At 71.0% G+C, this 17,889-nt stretch carries 23 protein-coding genes; 6 read left to right on the top strand and 17 right to left on the bottom strand.

What is annotated here, in order from left to right; genetic code table 11:
- Positions 1 to 273: 273 nt before the first annotated feature.
- Genes ACFHWU_RS25350 through ACFHWU_RS25335 form a run of 4 tightly spaced genes read right to left on the bottom strand, consistent with a single transcriptional unit; the run spans position 274 to position 1,759 of the window.
- A complete protein-coding gene (locus ACFHWU_RS25350) occupies positions 274 to 516 on the bottom strand; it encodes a type II toxin-antitoxin system Phd/YefM family antitoxin (protein ID WP_416551825.1) in 243 nt (80 codons plus the stop codon).
- 2 nt (positions 517 to 518) lie between these two features.
- Positions 519 to 737: a hypothetical protein gene (locus ACFHWU_RS25345; protein WP_416551826.1), complete on the bottom strand. Its 219-nt coding sequence runs from the start codon at positions 735 to 737 to the stop codon at positions 519 to 521.
- A gap of 60 nt (positions 738 to 797) precedes the next feature.
- Positions 798 to 992, bottom strand: coding sequence for a DUF397 domain-containing protein (locus tag ACFHWU_RS25340; RefSeq protein WP_416551827.1), 195 nt, complete (start codon positions 990 to 992; stop codon positions 798 to 800).
- Positions 983 to 1,759 (bottom strand): helix-turn-helix domain-containing protein, encoded by a 777-nt coding sequence (locus ACFHWU_RS25335; RefSeq protein WP_416569400.1) that lies wholly within the window; start codon positions 1,757 to 1,759, stop codon positions 983 to 985. Before ACFHWU_RS25335 ends, ACFHWU_RS25340 begins: the two co-directional genes overlap by 10 nt.
- 454 nt (positions 1,760 to 2,213) lie before the next feature.
- On the opposite strand from ACFHWU_RS25335, the gene ACFHWU_RS25330 reads away from it, so the two are divergent.
- Positions 2,214 to 2,591, top strand: a complete 378-nt coding sequence (locus ACFHWU_RS25330; protein ID WP_416591797.1) for a DivIVA domain-containing protein — start codon at positions 2,214 to 2,216, stop codon at positions 2,589 to 2,591.
- A 53-nt stretch (positions 2,592 to 2,644) separates the two neighbouring features.
- On the top strand, positions 2,645 to 3,289 hold the full coding sequence (locus tag ACFHWU_RS25325) for a hypothetical protein (RefSeq protein ID WP_416569399.1): 645 nt from the start codon (positions 2,645 to 2,647) through the stop codon (positions 3,287 to 3,289).
- Between the two features lie 7 nt (positions 3,290 to 3,296).
- Here the strand turns inward: ACFHWU_RS25325 and ACFHWU_RS25320 are convergent, their stop codons facing one another.
- The 5 genes from ACFHWU_RS25320 to ACFHWU_RS25300 all read right to left on the bottom strand — a co-directional run bounded on the left by ACFHWU_RS25320 (position 3,297) and on the right by ACFHWU_RS25300 (position 6,813).
- Positions 3,297 to 3,881 (bottom strand): hypothetical protein, encoded by a 585-nt coding sequence (locus ACFHWU_RS25320; RefSeq protein WP_416551831.1) that lies wholly within the window; start codon positions 3,879 to 3,881, stop codon positions 3,297 to 3,299.
- Between the two features lie 128 nt (positions 3,882 to 4,009).
- Complete coding sequence (locus ACFHWU_RS25315; RefSeq protein ID WP_281553018.1) at positions 4,010 to 4,573, bottom strand: exonuclease; 564 nt, start codon at positions 4,571 to 4,573, stop codon at positions 4,010 to 4,012.
- 62 nt (positions 4,574 to 4,635) lie between these two features.
- Positions 4,636 to 5,313, bottom strand: coding sequence for an AbfB domain-containing protein (locus ACFHWU_RS25310; RefSeq protein WP_416591798.1), 678 nt, complete (start codon positions 5,311 to 5,313; stop codon positions 4,636 to 4,638).
- Positions 5,314 to 5,489: 176 nt separating this feature from the next.
- Positions 5,490 to 5,708: a hypothetical protein gene (locus tag ACFHWU_RS25305; protein WP_123605794.1), complete on the bottom strand. Its 219-nt coding sequence runs from the start codon at positions 5,706 to 5,708 to the stop codon at positions 5,490 to 5,492.
- A 121-nt stretch (positions 5,709 to 5,829) separates the two neighbouring features.
- Positions 5,830 to 6,813 (bottom strand): sporulation protein, encoded by a 984-nt coding sequence (locus tag ACFHWU_RS25300; RefSeq protein WP_416569397.1) that lies wholly within the window; start codon positions 6,811 to 6,813, stop codon positions 5,830 to 5,832.
- Positions 6,814 to 7,121: 308 nt separating this feature from the next.
- Between ACFHWU_RS25300 and ACFHWU_RS25295 the strand changes: the two genes are divergently transcribed.
- Entirely contained in the window at positions 7,122 to 8,537 is a 1,416-nt protein-coding gene (locus tag ACFHWU_RS25295; RefSeq protein ID WP_416552079.1) for a hemolysin family protein, read from the top strand.
- Positions 8,534 to 9,580 (top strand): hemolysin family protein, encoded by a 1,047-nt coding sequence (locus tag ACFHWU_RS25290; RefSeq protein WP_416551834.1) that lies wholly within the window; start codon positions 8,534 to 8,536, stop codon positions 9,578 to 9,580. Before ACFHWU_RS25295 ends, ACFHWU_RS25290 begins: the two co-directional genes overlap by 4 nt.
- 22 nt (positions 9,581 to 9,602) lie before the next feature.
- Here the strand turns inward: ACFHWU_RS25290 and ACFHWU_RS25285 are convergent, their stop codons facing one another.
- Positions 9,603 to 10,379, bottom strand: a complete 777-nt coding sequence (locus tag ACFHWU_RS25285; RefSeq protein WP_416551835.1) for an EI24 domain-containing protein — start codon at positions 10,377 to 10,379, stop codon at positions 9,603 to 9,605.
- A 265-nt stretch (positions 10,380 to 10,644) separates the two neighbouring features.
- Here ACFHWU_RS25285 and ACFHWU_RS25280 point away from each other — a divergent pair, with 265 nt between their 5' ends.
- On the top strand, positions 10,645 to 11,931 hold the full coding sequence (locus ACFHWU_RS25280) for an FAD-dependent oxidoreductase (protein ID WP_416551836.1): 1,287 nt from the start codon (positions 10,645 to 10,647) through the stop codon (positions 11,929 to 11,931).
- A gap of 50 nt (positions 11,932 to 11,981) precedes the next feature.
- Here the strand turns inward: ACFHWU_RS25280 and ACFHWU_RS25275 are convergent, their stop codons facing one another.
- From ACFHWU_RS25275 to ACFHWU_RS25260, 4 genes are all read right to left on the bottom strand, one after another.
- Complete coding sequence (locus ACFHWU_RS25275; protein WP_416551837.1) at positions 11,982 to 12,875, bottom strand: alpha/beta fold hydrolase; 894 nt, start codon at positions 12,873 to 12,875, stop codon at positions 11,982 to 11,984.
- Positions 12,872 to 13,180 (bottom strand): DUF2516 family protein, encoded by a 309-nt coding sequence (locus ACFHWU_RS25270; RefSeq protein WP_123605844.1) that lies wholly within the window; start codon positions 13,178 to 13,180, stop codon positions 12,872 to 12,874. Before ACFHWU_RS25270 ends, ACFHWU_RS25275 begins: the two co-directional genes overlap by 4 nt.
- 78 nt (positions 13,181 to 13,258) lie before the next feature.
- Positions 13,259 to 13,720, bottom strand: a complete 462-nt coding sequence (locus ACFHWU_RS25265) for a hypothetical protein (RefSeq protein WP_416551838.1) — start codon at positions 13,718 to 13,720, stop codon at positions 13,259 to 13,261.
- On the bottom strand, positions 13,717 to 14,310 hold the full coding sequence (locus ACFHWU_RS25260) for a helix-turn-helix domain-containing protein (protein WP_416551839.1): 594 nt from the start codon (positions 14,308 to 14,310) through the stop codon (positions 13,717 to 13,719). Before ACFHWU_RS25260 ends, ACFHWU_RS25265 begins: the two co-directional genes overlap by 4 nt.
- A 141-nt stretch (positions 14,311 to 14,451) precedes the next feature.
- Between ACFHWU_RS25260 and ACFHWU_RS25255 the strand changes: the two genes are divergently transcribed.
- Entirely contained in the window at positions 14,452 to 15,261 is an 810-nt protein-coding gene (locus ACFHWU_RS25255) for an alpha/beta fold hydrolase (RefSeq protein WP_416551840.1), read from the top strand.
- Between the two features lie 99 nt (positions 15,262 to 15,360).
- On the opposite strand, the gene ACFHWU_RS25250 is transcribed toward ACFHWU_RS25255, so the two are convergent.
- The 3 genes from ACFHWU_RS25250 to ACFHWU_RS25240 are packed head-to-tail and all read right to left on the bottom strand — an operon-like array spanning position 15,361 to position 17,881.
- Positions 15,361 to 16,317, bottom strand: a complete 957-nt coding sequence (locus ACFHWU_RS25250) for an asparaginase (protein ID WP_416552080.1) — start codon at positions 16,315 to 16,317, stop codon at positions 15,361 to 15,363.
- A gap of 53 nt (positions 16,318 to 16,370) precedes the next feature.
- Complete coding sequence (locus ACFHWU_RS25245; RefSeq protein ID WP_416551841.1) at positions 16,371 to 17,462, bottom strand: YgfZ/GcvT domain-containing protein; 1,092 nt, start codon at positions 17,460 to 17,462, stop codon at positions 16,371 to 16,373.
- Positions 17,459 to 17,881 carry a Fur family transcriptional regulator gene (locus ACFHWU_RS25240; protein WP_278171720.1) on the bottom strand — a complete coding sequence of 141 codons (423 nt, stop codon included), beginning with the start codon at positions 17,879 to 17,881 and terminating at the stop codon, positions 17,459 to 17,461. The genes ACFHWU_RS25245 and ACFHWU_RS25240 overlap by 4 nt, the downstream gene beginning before the upstream one ends.
- Positions 17,882 to 17,889 lie beyond the last annotated feature (8 nt).

The following is a 17,889-nucleotide window of genomic DNA, read 5'->3' as shown; positions in this document are numbered from 1 at the left end:
GACCGTGGAGCGCGGGTAGGACCGGGACCCGTCCCGGCACCGCGCGGTGAAACGGTAACCCGCCAGAACACTGCGCGTGTCACGCGCGGCGTGGCTGGAATCGCCGCCGATTAGGGCGGCGAGGATGTCAAAGACCTGCTGATGCGTGACGCGGAGGCTCTTTACCGCGCCCCGGCCAAGCCTGGCAGCGAGTCAACAGGCGCTGCCACGGAAACCACGGAAACGGTCGAGTCGGTGTCGAGGCTGAGCTGGCCGCCCCAGGCGACCACATCATCACAGGTCCGCCGGCCGGACGAGATCACGTGACCGCGTGGCCACAAGCTCAATGTCGGCCTCGCCCGGGAACAGCCCGATCAGGTCGACGATGTTCCCTTGGTCTCCGGTCGACCGCTGATGGTCCTCGAACGCCGGCAGCACGTGCGCCGGACGGCCAGGATCGGTGTCGAAGACCGGCCCGCTGCGGGTAGCGGTCGTCGCCCGTCCCGTGTCCTGGTTGAACTCAGGACTCGACGTCACGCCTATAGCCGGGTCCGTGCGGCCTGTCGGCGCAGCCGCGCCAGTTGTACGACACAGTTGATGACGACGATCGTGGTGAGCAGCGGCAGCAGGTCAACGAGCCAACCAAACTCCCACCAGCCCGCCCGGTCGAACAGCAGTGTCATCACGAAGGCGAACGCGACCACGACGACAACGATCTGCACCGTCGTGATCAGCAGAAACCGAACCGCCGGAGCCACATCGCCTCCTCAGATCCGGTCACGCCATCGTCAGCCAGTTGCCGAGCCGCGGAACTGAGGTCAGGGGTGGGTGGGGAGGTGGGTGACGAAGGTGGACCAGGCGGCGGGGGCGAAGGTGAGCACCGGGCCGGCCTGGTCCTTGCTGTCCCGCACCAGCACCGCGCCGGGCAGGTTGTCGGCAACCTCGACACACGCACCACCGGCACCGTTGGACCGGGTCGACTTGCGGAAACGAGGGGTGCCGGTCAGCTCCATGTCAGCGCCGCTTTCTCGATCATCTCGCGGGACTCCGCGATGGGCAGGGCGTAGCTGCGGACATCTTCCCACACCTGTTCGAGCCGACGCACCCGTTGCGGGTCGTCGATGGGCTCGCCGCCGAAGTGGGTGTCCAGGTAGCCCACCCTCCGGTCGTGCACCGTGCCGAGCACGAACGGACCGTTGAGCCCGGCGTAGGCCCCGGCGGTGGCCGGCACGACGTGCACCCGCACGTTGGGCCGGTCGCAGGCGGCTGCGAGCGCGGTCAACTGCTCCACCATCACGTCCGGCGAGCCGACCTGTCGGTGCAGCACCGACCGGTCCAGCACCGCGACGAAGTGCGCCGGATTGTCTGCCCGGGTGATGATCTCCTGCCGGGCCAGTCGGTTGGCCAGTGACGTCTCGACATCGTCGACCGGGCCGACGTCGGTAAGCAGCTGTCGGGCGTACGCCTCGGTCTGCAGCAGCCCCGGGACGACGGAGAGTTCGAAGTAGCGCAGGATGCTCGCCTGCGCCTCGTTCTCAGCCCACGAGCGCAGGAACGGGGCGATCGACTGCCCGCGCGCCTGGGCCGCCAGCCGCTGGATCCGGTCGCCGGTCTCGAAGACGCCGTCGAGTGCCTTGGCGATCGCCGGCACCGGGATGAGCCGCCCCGCCTCGTAGCTGCCGATCGACGACCCACTCACCCCGACCAGCGCGCCGAGCTGCTCCTGCGACAGCCCTCGCGCGGTCCGCTCCTTGCGGATGGCCTCCTGCAAGTCGATCATTATCGGCCCCCTTATCAGATTCGTAGGATCTCTCCGAGAACCCTCCGACTCCCACATCTTCCATTGCATGGGGTGGATAGTCCAGGGTAGAGGGGTAGGAAGTTGAGAAAGCAAGATACACGGAGGACCGAGCCCCCGGGGCGCGTGCGAGAAAACCATTTCACGGCCACGTCCGTCAACACCGGAACAGCCAGGAACCCCCGTGCCATGGCCGCTCCGGTGCTGGTCCGTGGCCACGACGCGGCCGACACCGCGTTCCCGCAAGTAACACCGAAATGGAGTACGCACGCGCCCCGGGCCCCTATCCGATCGATCCGCCGTGAATCGAAGACTGCCCTGGTTGCCGTACTGCCAAGGAGGGCTGCGGCGATTGGGGCGGGGTGGCCCGGCCGGTTCGGCAAAGCTGCCGGGCCACCCCTTCCACACACCCGACACCCAAGGGGAGGAAAGCGCGATGCGAGAACTGTGGCGACGGTGGCGGGTCCGCTGGCAACGGCGGCGGTCGGTAACCCTGCCACCGCGTGACTGGCCGAACGGCAGCGGCGTGTACCGCGTACCCGCGAATGGCCGCAACCAGCGGCCGACCGCGTACCGGCCGATCCGGCCCTGGCAGGTCCGCAGCCAGCACTTCCGCACCGCCAGCCGACGCGCCCACGGACGTGGCCTCGACCCGGCCGACGTCGCCGCGTTCCTCGAACGGGTCGCCTACGACCTCGGTGTCCTCTACGCCGAGCTCGACCGCACGTACGAACAGAACGACCGGATCAAGGACGCGCTGCGCCGCTGGCAGAGCAGCTACACCGCGACCGCCACCCCGTCCGGCTACCGCTGACCGAGCGACACACCGGGCCGGGCTCGGCCGGCGACGGAGCACGGCGCGCCCAGTTGGTGCTCACGGTCGCCAACGTCGACACCGGTGCGGTCGTCTCGGCCAGCGTGGTGCCCGGCACGGTCACCCCGATGCCGACCGGCTGCGGTCGATACTGGTGCCTCGACCTGGCCGGACTGCTCGGCGATCTGGCGGCAGCGGCCGGCGTCGCCCACCTCTACGACCCGGAGGCCCCGGACGAGCCGGTTCTCGCCCCCTGGCTGCAACTCCCCAGGCAGTGGCGGCCCGACCTGCCGGCCGACCAGCGGTACGCCCTGGAAGCCGAGGCGATCGCTGCCGAGTCGATCGACCCGTGGCGGTTGTGGCTCGGCCGGACAACGGGTCCACCGGACAGCACCCACCCACCGTCGCCGGCGACAGCAATCGCTGTGGCGCTCCGCCTCGGCCTGACGGTCACCGTCGGCGGTCGCCCCACCGGCGTGCTCACCCAGGACACCGTCGAACAGGCGGTCGCCGACTTGCTGAGCTCGCTGCCCGACGCTCTCGGCGATCTGATCCCCGCGGAGCCGGACACCCCCATCCCCGTACCGTTCGAGCGTCGGCTTCCGCGCCACGGCCGGCGGCACTCAGCTGCCGACGTCGACGAGCTGATGTCGATCAGCCGCGACTGGAGCGGAATCGTCGACGTCGATGGGCGGTAGGGACAGGTCAGCCGATCAGGTCGGCGGATGACTCTGCGGGCTCACCGAGTAGCCGCCGCGCTGTATGCAGGGCAGCAGTTTCGTCCACCTCAGCACTGGCGGCAGCGCTCGCAACGAAGGCTTCGATCTGATCCAGGTGCGCTGGCTGAAGTCCACGATTCGGCAGCGGAGCGATCAGGAGCGCCCGCCCGCTGGCGGTGAGTTCTTCGTACACGGGGCCACTGGTCGGCGTCTCGGCGTCGTCGGTCCAGATCAGCGGCCGTCCCTGCGCGACGACCTCACGTGCGGCGCCAAGCTTCGCCCCCGCAGCGGTCGACGTGGACATCTCGTGGGTCCAGCTGCGTCCGAGTCGAGGCAGGCCGAAGAGACGTTCCACCTGGTCCGCCTCGACGCACCAGGTGCTGCACCAGCGGATCTCGACCGCGCCGGCCCGGTGCATCGCCCGGATCCGGTCGATGAGCGCCGGTGCCCACCGCAGCCGATACTCCACCGCGCCGACATGTGCGGTGCCGTTGCACGGTGCCGCGCCCCAGCCGGGGCGGGTCACGTTGACGACTCCGTCGACGTCGAGCACCCAGACAGCTTGTCGCATCGCGTCACCTTCTTGGCGCGTCGCGCGGGTGTAACGGTATCGCCGGCACACGATGTGAGGCTGAGACACCCTATCTTGGCGGCGATAGGTATCTCAGCCTCACATCAGTGCAGAAGCGGGTTGCCGCGTCAGCGGGTCGCCGGGTTGGCGGCGAGCATGGCGCAGAACAGGGCACCCTGCTCGATCGCGTCGTCCAAAGCGACATGCTCATGGTCGTGCTCGCCGAACCACTCGCGGGGCATGGTCCGCTTCGACGTCGTCCGGTAGCCGGTGCCCAGCAGCGCCATGGCGTACGTCTTGATGTCCAGCGCCGAATGGGAGAACGGGCTCGATCCGGTGAAGCGGATCAGGTACCAGTAGACGAACATGAAGTCGTACGCGGCCGGATAGCCGATGAACACCGGCCGCCCCGGCAGCTGAGCCAGCCACTCCGTGTACCGGGCCATCGCCGCCGCCGGCTCCTCCTGGTCTGCCCGGCACGCCGCCCACGCCTCCGGCTGTGTCTCCCACCACGCCATGGTCTGCGGCGCGCCGCTGGCACCGGGCAGCGTGACCAGGTTGGCGCTGAACGTGCCGACCAGCTCCTTGCCGGCCGTGTACGCCGCCGAGGCGAAGCTCAACATCGAGTGCGGGCCGGGGATTGGCCCGTCCGCCTCGACGTCCGTGCTGACGTAGATCTCCGCTTGTGCCACCCCCGCACCGTACGCCCAGCTGGTGGCGCGCTGTCCTACGGTGCCGGGTGTTGGCGGTCGGGTCAGCTGACGGTGAAGGTGGCCGAGGCGCGGCCGGCGGCGTCCGGTACGGCTTCCAGGTAGAGCAGGCCGTCGCGGTGCCGCACGTACTGACCGGGGAAGTTGACCGACTCCAGCGACAGTTTGCCGGCGTCGGCCAGCCCGGCGCGCGCCATGAAGGTGGCGTCCTGCCGGAACAGGTTGGACCCGTCGTTGGCCTCCACCCAGATCTGGTGGTTGCGGTGCCGCAGGTAGTAGCCGGGGAAGTTGGTCGACTCCAGCGAGATGCCGGCCGAGTTGGCCAGCCCGGGGACGACCCGGAACTGCGAGTCGGCCAAATTGGCGACATTCGCCTCAAGGCGGACCCGGTACTCCCATTGCCGCAGGTAGCGGTCCGGCTGGTCGTGGGCGGCAGGCCCTGCAGGGTGGTGGCCCGGCGCATGACGATCCGGTCGTACTCGGGGACGGTGGCGACGAAGTAGTAGTAGCCGTCGGTGTGCCGGTGCACGTGCGGGTCGGCCCGCTGTTCGACGATCGGGTTGGTGAACTGGACGGCGGGCGGGGACCGCCGCCGCGACAGCAGCCGGGCGGCGGCGACCACGGCGGTGGTGGTGGCCGCAGTCACCAGGGCGGCGGTTGTCGCCGCCAGCCAGTTGACCGTGGATCGCGATCGCCTCATGACCGACACCCTTCGCAGTCATCATCTTCGATGCAGATCGCGTTGGCGCTCACACAACCCAGGTCAAGAGGATGCGTCATCTTCACGAAACAATCCGGCGGGGCGGCGGGAAGATTCCCGCCGCCCCGCCGGGACACTGTCCAGACTGGCTCCAGCAAGGCCTGCCGCTGGAGGCTCGGCCGAGGCTGCCCGCTCCGGCTACTCGCCGCCGAGATTCACCAGCGCCTGCGCGGTCCGGAAGTACGGGTTCCGCCCGAGGTCGCCGACGGTGACGATGCCGAAAGCGTCCTTGAGCAGCTTGGCGTCGCTCTCACTGACGCCCTTCAGCGCGGCGACCGGCGCGGCGACGATCTCGGCCAGGGACTTGTCCTGGTAGGCCTTGTCGACCAGCGTGGTCAGGTCAGCGGTGACCGGCATCCTGTTTGTTCTCCTTGTGCTCGATGGTGGTGTGACCCGGCCCACGGCGGGCAGGGCCTGTCGACTCCGGCTATCTGCGGTGCTGCGTCCTGGAGTGCTGTGCCCGAAGCGCGGGCAGCGGCTACTCCTCGGCCTCTTCTTCCTCGAACTCTTCCTCGTCGCCGTCGCCGATGACGTCGAAGATCTCCTCGGCGACCATGCCGGCGGCGAAACCGGCGAGGGCGCCGCCGGCCGCACCGGCGAGCACGCCACCCATCCCAGAGCCACCGTCCTCGTGTCCACCGTGGTACCCGCCATGACCGTGACCACCCCCGTAGCCGCCGAGCAGCGCGTGTCGCTGCTCCATCGACTGCCGCAGCCAGGAGTCGACCAGGCTGATCCAGTCGATGCTCTCGGCGGCCGCGTGCTCGACCCGGTAGTGGCCGTACGCGTCATGACCGGGGGTGAACAGCCCGGACTTCTTGTCGAACTCCAGGACCACGGTCACCCCGTGCGGGTCGGCGACGAACGTCAGCTCGACCTGGCTTACCCCCGGGTACTGCGGTGCCGACGCGTACTCGATCTCCTGATAGAACGGCATGGTCTGGGGCAGGCCGGCAAGCTGGCCGTGCTCCAGGTCGGCACCGGTGAACGGCAGCCCGAGCGCGGCGAACGCCTCCAGGATCCGCTCCTGCACCGGCAGCGGATAGACGTGCACGTCGTCGAGGTCACCCGGGTCGATGGCACCGCGGACCCAGATCTTGGTACGCAAGCCCATGGTCATGCCAGGCAGCCGCTGACCGTACATGTCGGTGACCGGCGTCTCCCACGGCACGTCGATCTCGAACGGCAGCGACAACTGCTGCCCGGCGGCAAGGCGCAGCTCGCCGCAGACCGGAACCCGATGGAACTCGACCGTACCGTCGTACTCCTCGTCGTCGGTCTCCATTTCGACCCGGGTGACCAGCGCGACGGTGATTTGGTCGATCTCCACCTCGTGGTCGCCGCCGGTGATGTCGACCTGGCCGGCCAGGGTCAGGCCGGGGCGGGTGCTGGCGTTGGACAGGACGGTGTCGACAGTCGGTCCACCGACTCCGAAGGCTCGGAGCATCCGTTTGAAGACCACGTGGCCATCTCTCCCTGGCGGTATGCCGGCGCGGCCCCCGGGCGCGCCGATCGTTGCCGCACAACATGATCAGGCATGTCTATTTTGGAACCGGGGCTGTCGACGATGCTAGCGGGGCAGCCTGAGAGGTTGCTGAACAGCAGATATCAGGTACGCAAAGTAATTACATGAACACTTTTCGCTACTGTTCTCAGTGAACTCGCAGGTTGGCGCAGCATCCGCCTGTCTATGCTGATGACCATGTCCACGACCAGCGACCCTCCCAGTCCCGGCCGCCCCGTCACCGTCGAAGGAGTGACCGGGCGGTGATGGAGTGGGCGCTGCTGGGCGTCGCGGTGCTGCTGGTCGCCGCCAACGCCGTGTTCGTCGCCGCCGAGTTCGCCTTCGTGACGGTCGACCGGGCGACCGTGGAACGGCAGGCCGCCGCCGGTGACCGCCGCTCGGCGGGCCTGCTGCGCGGCCTGCGGACGCTGTCCACCCAGCTGTCCGGCGCCCAGCTCGGCATCACCGTGACCAGCCTGGTCGTCGGTTTCCTCGCCGAGCCCTCACTGGCCACCCTGCTACGCGGCCCGCTCGGGCTCACCGGTTTGCCGGACGGCGCGACCACCGCGCTCTCGCTGACGCTGGCGCTGATCCTGGCCACCAGTATTCAGATGATCTTCGGCGAGCTGGTGCCGAAGAACTGGGCGATCGCCGAACCGCTGCGGGTCGGCCGGGCGGTCGCCGGCGCGCAGCGCGGCTTCACCGCCGCCACCGGCCCGTTGATCCGGTTTCTCAACGGTACGGCCAACCGGATCCTGCGGGCGTTCGGCATCGAGCCCACCGAGGAGCTGGCGTCCGCCCGTACGCCTCAGGAGCTGGCCTCGCTGGTCAGCCGGTCCGGCGAGGAAGGCACCCTGGACGCGGAGACCGCCGAGCTGGTCTCCCGGTCGATCGACTTCGGCGAACGGACCGCCGCCGACGTGATGACCCCCCGACCCCGGGTACGGTTCGTCACCGCCGACGCACCGGTGGCCGAGGTGCTGCGGCTGGCCGCCGCCACCGGACACGCCCGCTTCCCGGTCACCGGCACCGGAGTCGACGAGGTACTCGGCGCCGTGCATTTCAAGCATGCCCTCGCCGTGCCGACCGGGGAACGCGACACCCGGCCTGTGCGGTCGGTGATGGTCGAGCTGCCCGAGGTCCCGGAGACCGCCGAGCTGGACCCGCTGCTCGGCACGCTACGCAGCCGGGGACTGCAGATGGCGGTGGTGGTCGACGAGTACGGCGGCACCGCCGGCATCGTCACTTTGGAAGACCTGGTCGAGGAGATCGTCGGGGAGATCGCCGACGAGCAGGACCGGCCGACCGGCCGACACCAGCGCGCCGCCGACGGTTCGTGGCAGCTCTCCGGCCTGCTGCGGCCCGACGAGGCGGCCCGGCTGACCGGGCTCGACCTGCCGGAGGGCCGGATCTCCGACACCCTCGGTGGGGTGATCATCGAGGAGCTCGGCCGGCTGCCCCGGGTCGGTGACACCGTCACGGTCGTCGCCGACGACCGCGAACACCCGGACCCGGACGGACTACCCACGTCCGTACCGGTGGAACTGACCGTGACCCGGGTCGACGGCCGCCGCGCCGACCGGCTGCTGCTGCGCCGCGCCGACGCCACCGCGGCCGCCGGGTCTCCTGACGGACGCCGGAACGGCCACTCGGCCGGGCACCCGGAGGAGACCGCATCATGAGTGACTGGTTGGCGATCCTCGTCGGGGTGCTGCTGCTCGCCGGCAACGCGTTCTTCGTCGGTGCCGAGTTCGCGCTGATCTCGGCCCGTCGGACACAGATCGAGCCACGGGCCGCCGCCGGGTCCCGGCTGGCCCGCGTCACGCTGCGGGCCATGGAGTCCGTGTCACTGATGATGGCCGGCGCGCAGCTCGGCATCACCGTCTGTTCGCTCGGCCTGGGTGCCATCGGCGAGCCGGCCGTGGCGCACCTGATGGAGCCGGCCTTCGCCGCCGCCGGGGTGCCGGACGCGCTGGTGCACCCGATCGCGTTCGCCATCGCCCTGGCGATCGTGGTCTTCCTGCACATGGTGATCGGCGAGATGGTGCCGAAGAACATCGCCCTCGCCGGTCCGGAGCGGTCCGCGATGGTCCTGGGCCCGGTGCTGTACGGGGTGGTCACCGTGCTGCGGCCACTGATCTGGCTGCTCAACCAGCTCGCCAACATCGTCCTGCGCCTGCTGCGGGTGCAGCCGAAGGACGAGGTGACCTCCACCTTCACCCGGGAGGAGGTCTCCGGGTTCATCGCCCAGTCCCGCCGTGAGGGCCTGATCGACGAGCACGAGCACCGGCTGCTGACCGGGGCGCTGGCGTTCAGCGACCAGCCGACCGCCCGGGTGGCGATCCCGCTGGATTCGCTGGTCACGGTGTCCGCCACCAGCACGCCAGTCGAGCTGGAGAAGCGCTGCGCCGATACCGGCTACTCCCGCTTCCCGGTCGTCGACGGCGCCGCGCAGGTGACCGGCTATTTGCACGTCAAGGACGTGCTCGGGGCCTCGGCGCAGGACCGGGACCGGGCGGTCGACTCCCGGCTGATCCGGCCACTGGTCACGGTCCGGGCCACCCAACCGATGCGGGACACCCTGACGGTCATGCAGCAACGGGGCGCCCACCTGGCCCGGGTGGTCGACGCCGACGGCCGGTTGACCGGCCTGGCCGCGTTGGAGGACGTGATCGAGGAGCTGGTCGGTGAGGTCCGCGACGCCGCACAGGCCGCCAGCCGCTAAACGCCGCACCGGCCGTCAGCCGCTAGGCGGGCGGAGCAAGCTGGGGCGGCCCGTCGGTGGGCTGGTTGAGCGACTGGCGGGCGAGCAGCGTCGCGCCGGCCACCGCCGCCGGCATGACCAGCACCGCGCCGAACGGGATCAGGCAGCAGCAGAAGACCGCCACTCCGAAGCCGAGCGCCTTCGGCCGATTGGTCCGCAGCGCCACCCGGCGGTCCGGTAGCCGCAGGCCACGGCGGTAGAACGCGGACCCAACGAGCTCAAGGGCGAGCCGCCAGCCGCCGAACAGGGCAGCGACCACCGGCACCACGGTCTGCCCGACGATCGGGATGAACCCGCAGAGGAACAGCGGAATCCCGATGACGATGCCGAACGCGATCAGCCGGGCCGAGTCGAGCAGGCTGTGCCACAGCGACCGCCACCACGGCACGTCGACCCCGTTCGGCACCCCGCCGTGCTGCCCCTCCACCCATTCGGAGATCTTCTCGTAGAACGGATCCCCAATGAACAGGGTCACGGCGGTGAAGGTGAGCACGCCGATCAGCCCGCCGAGGGCCAGCAACGCGACGGCGACCGCACCGCGTGCCGCATCCCGAGTGCCCGCCGACCAGTCGTCGGCGAACGGGGTGAGCCAGCCGGCGACGTCGACCACGACGGCTGTCCAGCCGACGAACGCGGCCACGAACAGCACCCCGGCGATCACCGCCGGGATCAGCCCGAGCAGCACCATCTTCGGGTTGCGGGCGTAGGTGCCGAAGCCGCGCAGGAACAGCCGGACACCGTCGAGGAAGGCGCGGATCATCTCAGCCGGCCCGGCGCAGCCGTACCCGACGGTTGGCCCGACCTTTGCTCTGCCACTCACGCAGAGTCGGGTCGCGCAGGTCGAGTCGGTCGGTACGGCCGTTACTGGTGACACCCACGGGTGGCAGGTTACCGCCGATCAGGTGGAGTCACCCAGTTGGCTGATTTGATGAGTGTCAAACTTGACCATCGTCGAAACAGCGGGCATCGTATTGTTGATTCGACGATCATCGAGACTACGAACGCTTGTCAGCACGGAGGGATTCATGATCAACAAGGAGCTACCGGCCGTCGTCATCGGGGCCGGCCCGGTCGGCCTGGCCGCCGCCGCCCACCTGCACGAGCGCGGTCTGCCCTGGGTCCTGCTGGAGGCCGGCGGCAGCGCCGGCGCGGCGGTCAGCAAGTGGGGGCACGTCCAGCTCTTCTCCCCCTGGCGTTACAACATCGACGCAGCCGCCCGCCGGCTACTCGACGCCGCCGGCTGGGCCGCCCCCGATCCCGGTCACCTACCGACCGGCGCCGAGCTGGTCGGCGACTACCTCGAACCACTGGCCAAGCTGCCCGACCTGGCCGGTCGGATCCGGTACCGCGCGCGGGTCGTCGCGCTGGGCCGCGCCGGAATCGACCGGGTCCGCACCGACGGCCGGGAGCAGGCGCCGTTCGTGGTCCGGCTCGCCGACGGTACGGAGATCAGCGCCGGTGCCGTCATCGACGCCTCCGGCACCTGGGGTACGCCGAACGTACTGGGCGTCAACGGGCTGCCCGCCCGCGGCGAACCGCAGGCAGCCCACCTGATCAGCACCGCTCTGCCGGACGTGCTCGGTGCCCACCGAACCGACCACACCGGCCGGCACACCATCGTCGTAGGTGCCGGCCACTCCGCCGCCAACACCCTGCTGGCCCTCGCCGAGCTGGCCGCTCAGGAGCCGGACACCCGGGTCAGCTGGGTCACCCGTGGTGCGACCATCGACCGGGCGCTCGGCGGCGGCGACGCCGACGCCCTGCCTGGCCGCGGCAAGTTGGGCACCGGACTGCGGTTGCTGGTCGACTCCGGCCGAGTCGAGCTGGTCAGCGGATTCGGCGTCCACACCGTACGGGTCACCGCCAGCGGCCAGGCCGAGCTGGTCGCGACCGACGGCCGGACGCTGGCCGCCGACCGAATCGTCTCGGCCACCGGTTTTCGCCCCGACCACCGGATCGCCGACGAGCTACGGCTGGACCTGGACCCGGCGCTGGGCTGCACCCGGAGGCTGGCCCCACTGATCGACCCGAACGAGCATTCCTGCGGCACCGTCCCGCCGCATGGGGTGGAGGAGCTCACCCAGCCAGAGCCGGGGTATTACGTGGTCGGCATGAAGAGTTACGGCCGGGCGCCGACGTTCCTGCTGGCCACCGGCTACGAGCAGGTCCGCTCGGTCACGGCGGCGCTGGCCGGTGACTGGACCGCAGCCCGGGACGTACAGCTGGATCTGCCGGAGACCGGCGTCTGCTCGGTGGCACCCGGCGACCAGTCCACCACGCCGTCCGCCGCCTCCGGCGGCTGCTGCGGTTGACCGTCGTCGACGTTAACGGAAACGACCGGAGCCACGGCACGTGCCGCTGATCAGATCGGCTCGTTGAGGAAGCCGGAAACCCGCTGCCGTAAATCGGTGCGCTGGTTCCAGAGCACGCCGGGGCGGTCGTAGACGTGCAGGGCGGCGCCCGGGATGGCGGCGGCCAGCCGCTCGGCGGTCTCGGCCGGGTGCAGGTCGTCGCCGACGCAGCCGATCACCAGGACCCGGGCGGTGACCGCAGCGAGCGCGGCCGGGTCGGGCACCGGCACCGTGTCGGCCAGGTCGACCAGTTCGGCGGCGAGTCCGTCGCGCAGCAGCTGGTCGATCCTGGTACGCAGGTACGCCCACGCGGCCGGGGTGTTGCGTACCGGCACCGGGGTCTCCGCCGCGATCAGCTCGGCCACCCCGGAGACGTCGCTGTCGTTGACCGCGGTGACCAGCTCGGCGATCCGCTGGCGGGCCGAGGCCGGCCGAGCCGCGTCGAAGGCCGACGGTAGGAGGAACACCGCCCGGTCGAACCGCCGCGGGCTGTCGGTCAGCAACCGGGCCAACGCCCCGGCACCGAGGCTCATCCCGACCGCCCGGCCGGCACCGGCCAGGTCGGCCACGGCCCGCAGGTCCCGGGCCAGGTCGGGGTAGCCCCACGGGCCGGCCGGCGCGGCGGAGCGGCCATGCCCCCGGAACTGGAAGAACACCTTGCGCCCGGCGACTCCGCTGCCCAGCGGCCGGGTGGTGGCGATGCCGTGTGCTATGCCGTGCGCGAAGACGGTGGTCGGCTCACCGGACCCGGTGACCAGCCGTTCCAGCTCCACACCGTGCGGCGTGGTGATCACCTCGGTCTCCGGCTCGGGCAGCGCGGGCCGGCCGGTACGGGGACCGGACGGGCCGGGCCCGTAGGTCCGCGGCCCGCCGTCCGGCGGCGGTGGCCAACGGAAATCTCTCACCAGGAGCCTCGGCCGTCGGCGATGTCCCGCAGCCCGACCCGCACGTCGAGCAGGTAGATCAGCCCGGCGGCGATCCCGATCAGGCCGAACAGGCTGACCTGGAACAGCAGGGTGAGCAGCAGGCAGACGCCGAGGATGGCCAGCCACGCGCCTTTCGGCAGGGTGCCGATCGCCGGGAACGCCTCGCCTTTCTGGGTGACGCAGTGCACCAGCGCGACAGCCTGCACGACGAGGGCGAACACGAACAGCGCCAGGTCGAGGATGTACCGGACGTCGGCATAGAACAGCGGCGCGGCAGAGTCCATGCCCAAAGCTTATGCCGCGGGCCCCGGATGCGTGCCACCTGCATCCGGGGCCCGCGGGTCACCCGGACCCCGCCGGAACTACTCGGCCTTGGCCTGGGCGGGCTTGACCGACTCGGTCGAGTCGGCTTCCGGTGCTGCGGTGACCTGGGCCGGAGCCTCGGTGGTCTCCATGTCGGCGTTGACGGTGTCAGCGGCCCGGACCACCCCGGTGCCGACGACCCGCTCACCGTGCGCCACCAGCGTGCCGTAGATCGCCACGGCCCGCTGCCCGGCCGACTGGGCACCGGCGAGCACCGCGTCGCGGTTGCGCAGCGCGATCGTCCGCAGGCGCTCCAGGTCGGCACCGGTGTTGGCCCGCTCACGCAGCTCGGCGGTGCTCTGTGCGGCCTTCTCCCGCAGGCCGACAGTGCCGAGGCTGGCCTTGCCGGTCAGCTGGGTGACGGCCACGGGCAGCTTGCGCAGTTGCTGGTAGGCCAGGTCGCCGGCGCCGGCGACGGCGTACAGGGGTGCTGGGATCCGCTTGGTCTTCGGCTGGCTCATCGTTGCTCCTCCTCGGCCGCGCCGGCGGCCTGCTCGGTTTCCCCGGCCCGGGGCGTACGACGCCGGGGGGTGGTCTTCTGCCGGGAAGTGGTCCTGGTCGGCACGGTGGGCGGCGGGTCATCGGTCGCCGGGCCAGGTGCGGCCCCGGCCTCGGTGACGGCGACCGACTGCAGGGTCTGCTCCTCAACTTTTTCGGCGGCTTCGGCGGCGGTAGCTGCGTCCGCGTCGGTGTCCGGTCCGGCGTGCCGGGCGTTCTCCCGGCGGAACGTCTCGTAGATCTGGCTCAGCGACTGCTTCTGCGCCATGGTGAGGTCGGGGTCCGAAGCGATCGCGGCGAGCACGCCCTGGCCGTCCTTGTCGTCGAGCAGCCCGGCCCTCAGGTACATCACCGGCGTGGAGACCCGCAGTGCGCTGGCCAACTGCTGGAGCACCTCCGCGCTCGGCTTGCGCAGGCCGCGCTCCACCTGGCTGAGGTAGGGATTGCTGACGCCGGCCTGCTCGGCGAGCTGCCGCAGCGAGATGCGGGCGTTGTGCCGCAGGTCACGGATGAAGCCCCCGATGTCGCGAGGCAGGTCCTTCGGTGTGGCCATAGCTCGACGGTAGCCCGATCTGCTTGCAACTGCTAGCGAAACGCTAACGAAAGTTAGCGGAGTCATCCGGATGAACCGTCGCAGGAGCCGCCGAGAAAGTCGTTGGCGGCCAGCCGCCCCGTGACGCTAGGCTCCCCGCCGATGGCGACGATCCGGGTTGGCGATGCGACGATCAGCTACGACGACGTCGGCACCGGGCCGCCCGTACTGCTGATCCACGCCGGCATCGCCGACCGCAGGATGTGGCGGGCGCAGGTCGCCGCGCTGCGCGACCGGCATCGGGTGATCGCCATGGACCTGCGCGGCTACGGCGAGTCCGACCTGCCGGCCACCGGGTTCGCCCACCACGACGACGTGATCGGTCTACTGGACGCGCTCGGCGTCGCCCGCGCCGCACTGGTCGGCTGTTCGTTCGGCGGTGCGGTCGCCATCGACGCCACTCTCGCCCACCCCGACCGGGTCACCGCCCTCGCCCTGTTCGGGTCGGCGCTGGGCGGCCACGACTGGTCCGACGCCGCCGAACAGCTCTGGGACGACCTGGTCGGCGCGGTGGACCCGGAGGACCTGGACGCGACGGCCGACGCCGAGGTGCGGTTCTGGGTCGTCGGCCCGCGCCGGCAGCCCGCCGACGTCGACCCGGAGCTGATCGCCTTCGCCCGCGAGATGGACCGCCGGGCACTCGCCGCCGAAGCCGCGCTCGGCGACGTCACCCACCGCGAACTCGACCCACCGGCAGCCCGCCGGCTCGGTGAGATCGGCGTGCCGGTGCTGGTCGGCGCCGGGGCGCTCGACGTGCCGGACATCCTCGCCCTGGCCGATCTGATCAGCACCGGCATCCCGACCGCCCGGCGGCTGCCGGACGTGCCCGGCGCAGCCCACCTGCTGCCGTTGGAGTGCCCCGGGCCGGTCGACGCCGCGCTGCGCGAGTTCCTCGCCGACACCGTGCGATAGACGATCACACCATGCGATAGACGATTACCGTGCGATAGACGATTACCGTGCGATAGACGATTACCGTGCGATAGCCAGCCCGTCCGCCGGCCAGTCTCGTCAGGACGGCCAGCACAGGGCGCGCAGCGTGCCGACCGGCTGGCCGCCACCGAGCACCGGCGGCTCACCGAGTTCGGCCAGAGCCATCGGATCCAGGCCTTCGGCGTCGGTGCCAGTGCCGACGCCGAGCCGGCGCAGCGCGGCAACCACCGGCGGCACCGTCGCCCGCTGCGCACCGTCGTCAATCTTCACCGCGATCGCCCCGACGCCGGGCACCGCCACCGCCAGCACACCCTCCGCGCCGACCTTGGCCAGCAGCCCGGGCACCGCCCGCATCAGCCGGGTGTCGGCCCGCCCGGTGCCGGCCACCAGCTCCGGGTACGCCCGCATCGCGTCCGCCACGGTCCGCTCCACCGACCCGGCAAGGCCGTGCACCAGCCGCAGGAACGCCCGTGCGACCGCGGTCAGCGACAGCGCCAGCACCGGCGCGCCGCAGCCGTCCACCCCGACGGCGGCGGCCGGCTCACCGGCGTACTCCTCGACGGCGGCCCGGATCCGCTCCTGCAACGGATGCTCCGGATGCCAGTACTCCTCCACCGGCCAGCCGGCCGCCCGGCAGGTCAGCAGCATCCCGGCATGCTTGCCGGAGCAGTTCATCTGCAGCCGGCTCGGCCCGCCACCGGCGCGCAGCACGTCGGCTGCGGCGGCCGCGCCGACCGGCAGCTCCGGCGGGCAGCGCAGCGCCGCCTCGGTGAGCCCGGCGGTACGCAGCAGCGCGGCCACCCGGGCCAGGTGAAAGTCCTCGCCGCTGTGGCTGGCACAGACCACCGCCAGATCGGCTGGATCGGCCAGCCGCAGCCCGGCCCGCAGCATGCCGATCGCCTGCAACGGCTTGTTCGCCGACCGGGGAAACACCGGCGACTCCACGTCGCCGAACCGCTCTCGCAGGCCGCCGTCGGCGGCCAGCACCACCAGTGAGCCGTGATGCCGGCTCTCCACGAAACCGGAGCGGGCCATCTCGACCAGCGGCACCCCGCCGGCGTACCTGGTCAACTCTGCGACATCCCGGCTCAGGGCTCGATCGCGGCGGTGAACTCACCGGCACGCAGATCGGCGTCGTCCGGCACGTTGCGTTTCACCACCGCCAGAGCGACCATGCCGAGCTCGTGGTGGCGCAGCGCGGTGCCGACGAAGCCGACCGTCCGGCCCTCCAGGGTCAGCGGGGTGCCGGCGTCCGGCGGGGTGTCACTGGCCACCCCATCGAGGTGCAGCAGCACCAGCCGGCGCGGTGGCCGGCCCAGGTTGTGCACCCGGGCCACCGTCTCCTGCCCCCGGTAGCAGCCCTTGTCGAGGTGGACCGCCGGTCCGAGCAGATTGACCTCCGCGGGAATCGCCCGGTGGTCGGTCTCCAGACCGACCCGGGGGGTACGCGAGGCGACCCGCATCGCCTCGTACGCCCAGAGCCCGGCCGGCGCGGCACCGGCCGCACCCGCCTCGGCCACCAGCTGTGCCGTCGCGGCCCGGGGTACCAGCAGGTCGACGCCGAGTGGTACCCGGCGGGCCCAGCCGCCCCGGTACGGCCCGTCCGTCGGCAGCGCGGCCACCGGGTAGAGCACGGTGGGCCGGTCGGGGATCGACCCGGCGGCGAACTTCGACGCGGGCACCGGCAACAGGTCCGGGTCGGCCAGCCCGGTCACGCCCAGCGCCGCCGCCGCGTCGACCGCAGCCGGGCCGACCAGCGACAGCACCGCCCAGTCGGCGGTCACCTCCGCCGGGTCGACCTGGGTGAAGAACCGCATCTTCAACAGGTACGCCAGCAGCTCGCCGGCCATCTGCGGCTCGGTGTCCAGCCAGGTGGTGGTGCCGTCCTCGGCGACCACCGCGTGCTGCTCCACGTGGCCGTGCGGGGAGAGCACCAGCAGCTCGGTGCCCTGACCGGCGCGCAGCGTCGCCAGGTGCTGGGTGGTCAGGGTATGCAGCCAGCCGATCCGTTCGGCACCGGGCACCGCCAGCACGCCCCGGTTGCTCCGGTCGACCAGGCCGACCTCGGTGGCGAGCCGACGCTGCTCACGCATCGGGTCGCCGTAGTGGGCGGCGACCCCGGCGTCGGGGGATCCGGTGGCCACGTCGGCGATGTCCACCGCGCCGGGTATGTCGATCACTGTTTTCCTCCGCACCGCTCACAGGTGCCGAACAACGCCATGTGGCCGATGTCGACTTGGAAGCCGCGCTGTTCGGCGAGCGCGGTGATCAGCGGCTCGGCCAGCGCCGGGTCCATCTCCGAGACCGACTTACAGGATCGGCAGACCAGGTGGACGTGCTGGTCCTCGCCGACCGAGTGGAACGTCGGCGAACCGTGCGACAGGTGGGTGTGAGTGACCAGGCCCAGCTCTTCGAACAGCTCCAAAGTGCGGTAGATGGTGGTGATGTTGACCCCGGCGGCGACCTCGCGCACCGCGTTGAGCACCTGCTCCGGGGTGGCGTGTCCCAACTCGTGCACCGCTTCCAGAATCAGCTGACGCTGCGCGGTCAGCCGTAGCCCACGCGAGCGCAGCATCTCTGCCAGGGAAGATTCAGCCACCGTCGCCA

This window comes from Micromonospora sp. LOL_015 (assembly GCF_048060275.1).
In the GTDB taxonomy this organism is placed as follows: Bacteria; Actinomycetota; Actinomycetes; order Mycobacteriales; family Micromonosporaceae; genus Micromonospora_E.
This window is presented reverse-complemented; position numbering and strand designations above follow the sequence as displayed.

Coding starts and splice junctions, on each gene's coding strand:
- ACFHWU_RS25335 (WP_416569400.1), bottom strand. CDS start 1,759: ATGATCGACTTGCAGGAGGCCATCCGCAAGGAGCGGACCGCGCGAGGG.
- ACFHWU_RS25320 (WP_416551831.1), bottom strand. CDS start 3,881: ATGCGACAAGCTGTCTGGGTGCTCGACGTCGACGGAGTCGTCAACGTG.
- ACFHWU_RS25310 (WP_416591798.1), bottom strand. CDS start 5,313: ATGACTGCGAAGGGTGTCGGTCATGAGGCGATCGCGATCCACGGTCAA.
- ACFHWU_RS25260 (WP_416551839.1), bottom strand. CDS start 14,310: ATGGCCACACCGAAGGACCTGCCTCGCGACATCGGGGGCTTCATCCGT.
- ACFHWU_RS25270 (WP_123605844.1), bottom strand. CDS start 13,180: ATGGACTCTGCCGCGCCGCTGTTCTATGCCGACGTCCGGTACATCCTC.
- ACFHWU_RS25340 (WP_416551827.1), bottom strand. CDS start 992: ATGGAGCTGACCGGCACCCCTCGTTTCCGCAAGTCGACCCGGTCCAAC.
- ACFHWU_RS25285 (WP_416551835.1), bottom strand. CDS start 10,379: ATGATCCGCGCCTTCCTCGACGGTGTCCGGCTGTTCCTGCGCGGCTTC.
- ACFHWU_RS25290 (WP_416551834.1), top strand. CDS start 8,534: ATGAGTGACTGGTTGGCGATCCTCGTCGGGGTGCTGCTGCTCGCCGGC.
- ACFHWU_RS25305 (WP_123605794.1), bottom strand. CDS start 5,708: ATGCCGGTCACCGCTGACCTGACCACGCTGGTCGACAAGGCCTACCAG.
- ACFHWU_RS25330 (WP_416591797.1), top strand. CDS start 2,214: ATGCGAGAACTGTGGCGACGGTGGCGGGTCCGCTGGCAACGGCGGCGG.
- ACFHWU_RS25280 (WP_416551836.1), top strand. CDS start 10,645: ATGATCAACAAGGAGCTACCGGCCGTCGTCATCGGGGCCGGCCCGGTC.
- ACFHWU_RS25255 (WP_416551840.1), top strand. CDS start 14,452: ATGGCGACGATCCGGGTTGGCGATGCGACGATCAGCTACGACGACGTC.
- ACFHWU_RS25265 (WP_416551838.1), bottom strand. CDS start 13,720: ATGAGCCAGCCGAAGACCAAGCGGATCCCAGCACCCCTGTACGCCGTC.
- ACFHWU_RS25295 (WP_416552079.1), top strand. CDS start 7,122: ATGGAGTGGGCGCTGCTGGGCGTCGCGGTGCTGCTGGTCGCCGCCAAC.
- ACFHWU_RS25250 (WP_416552080.1), bottom strand. CDS start 16,317: ATGGCCCGCTCCGGTTTCGTGGAGAGCCGGCATCACGGCTCACTGGTG.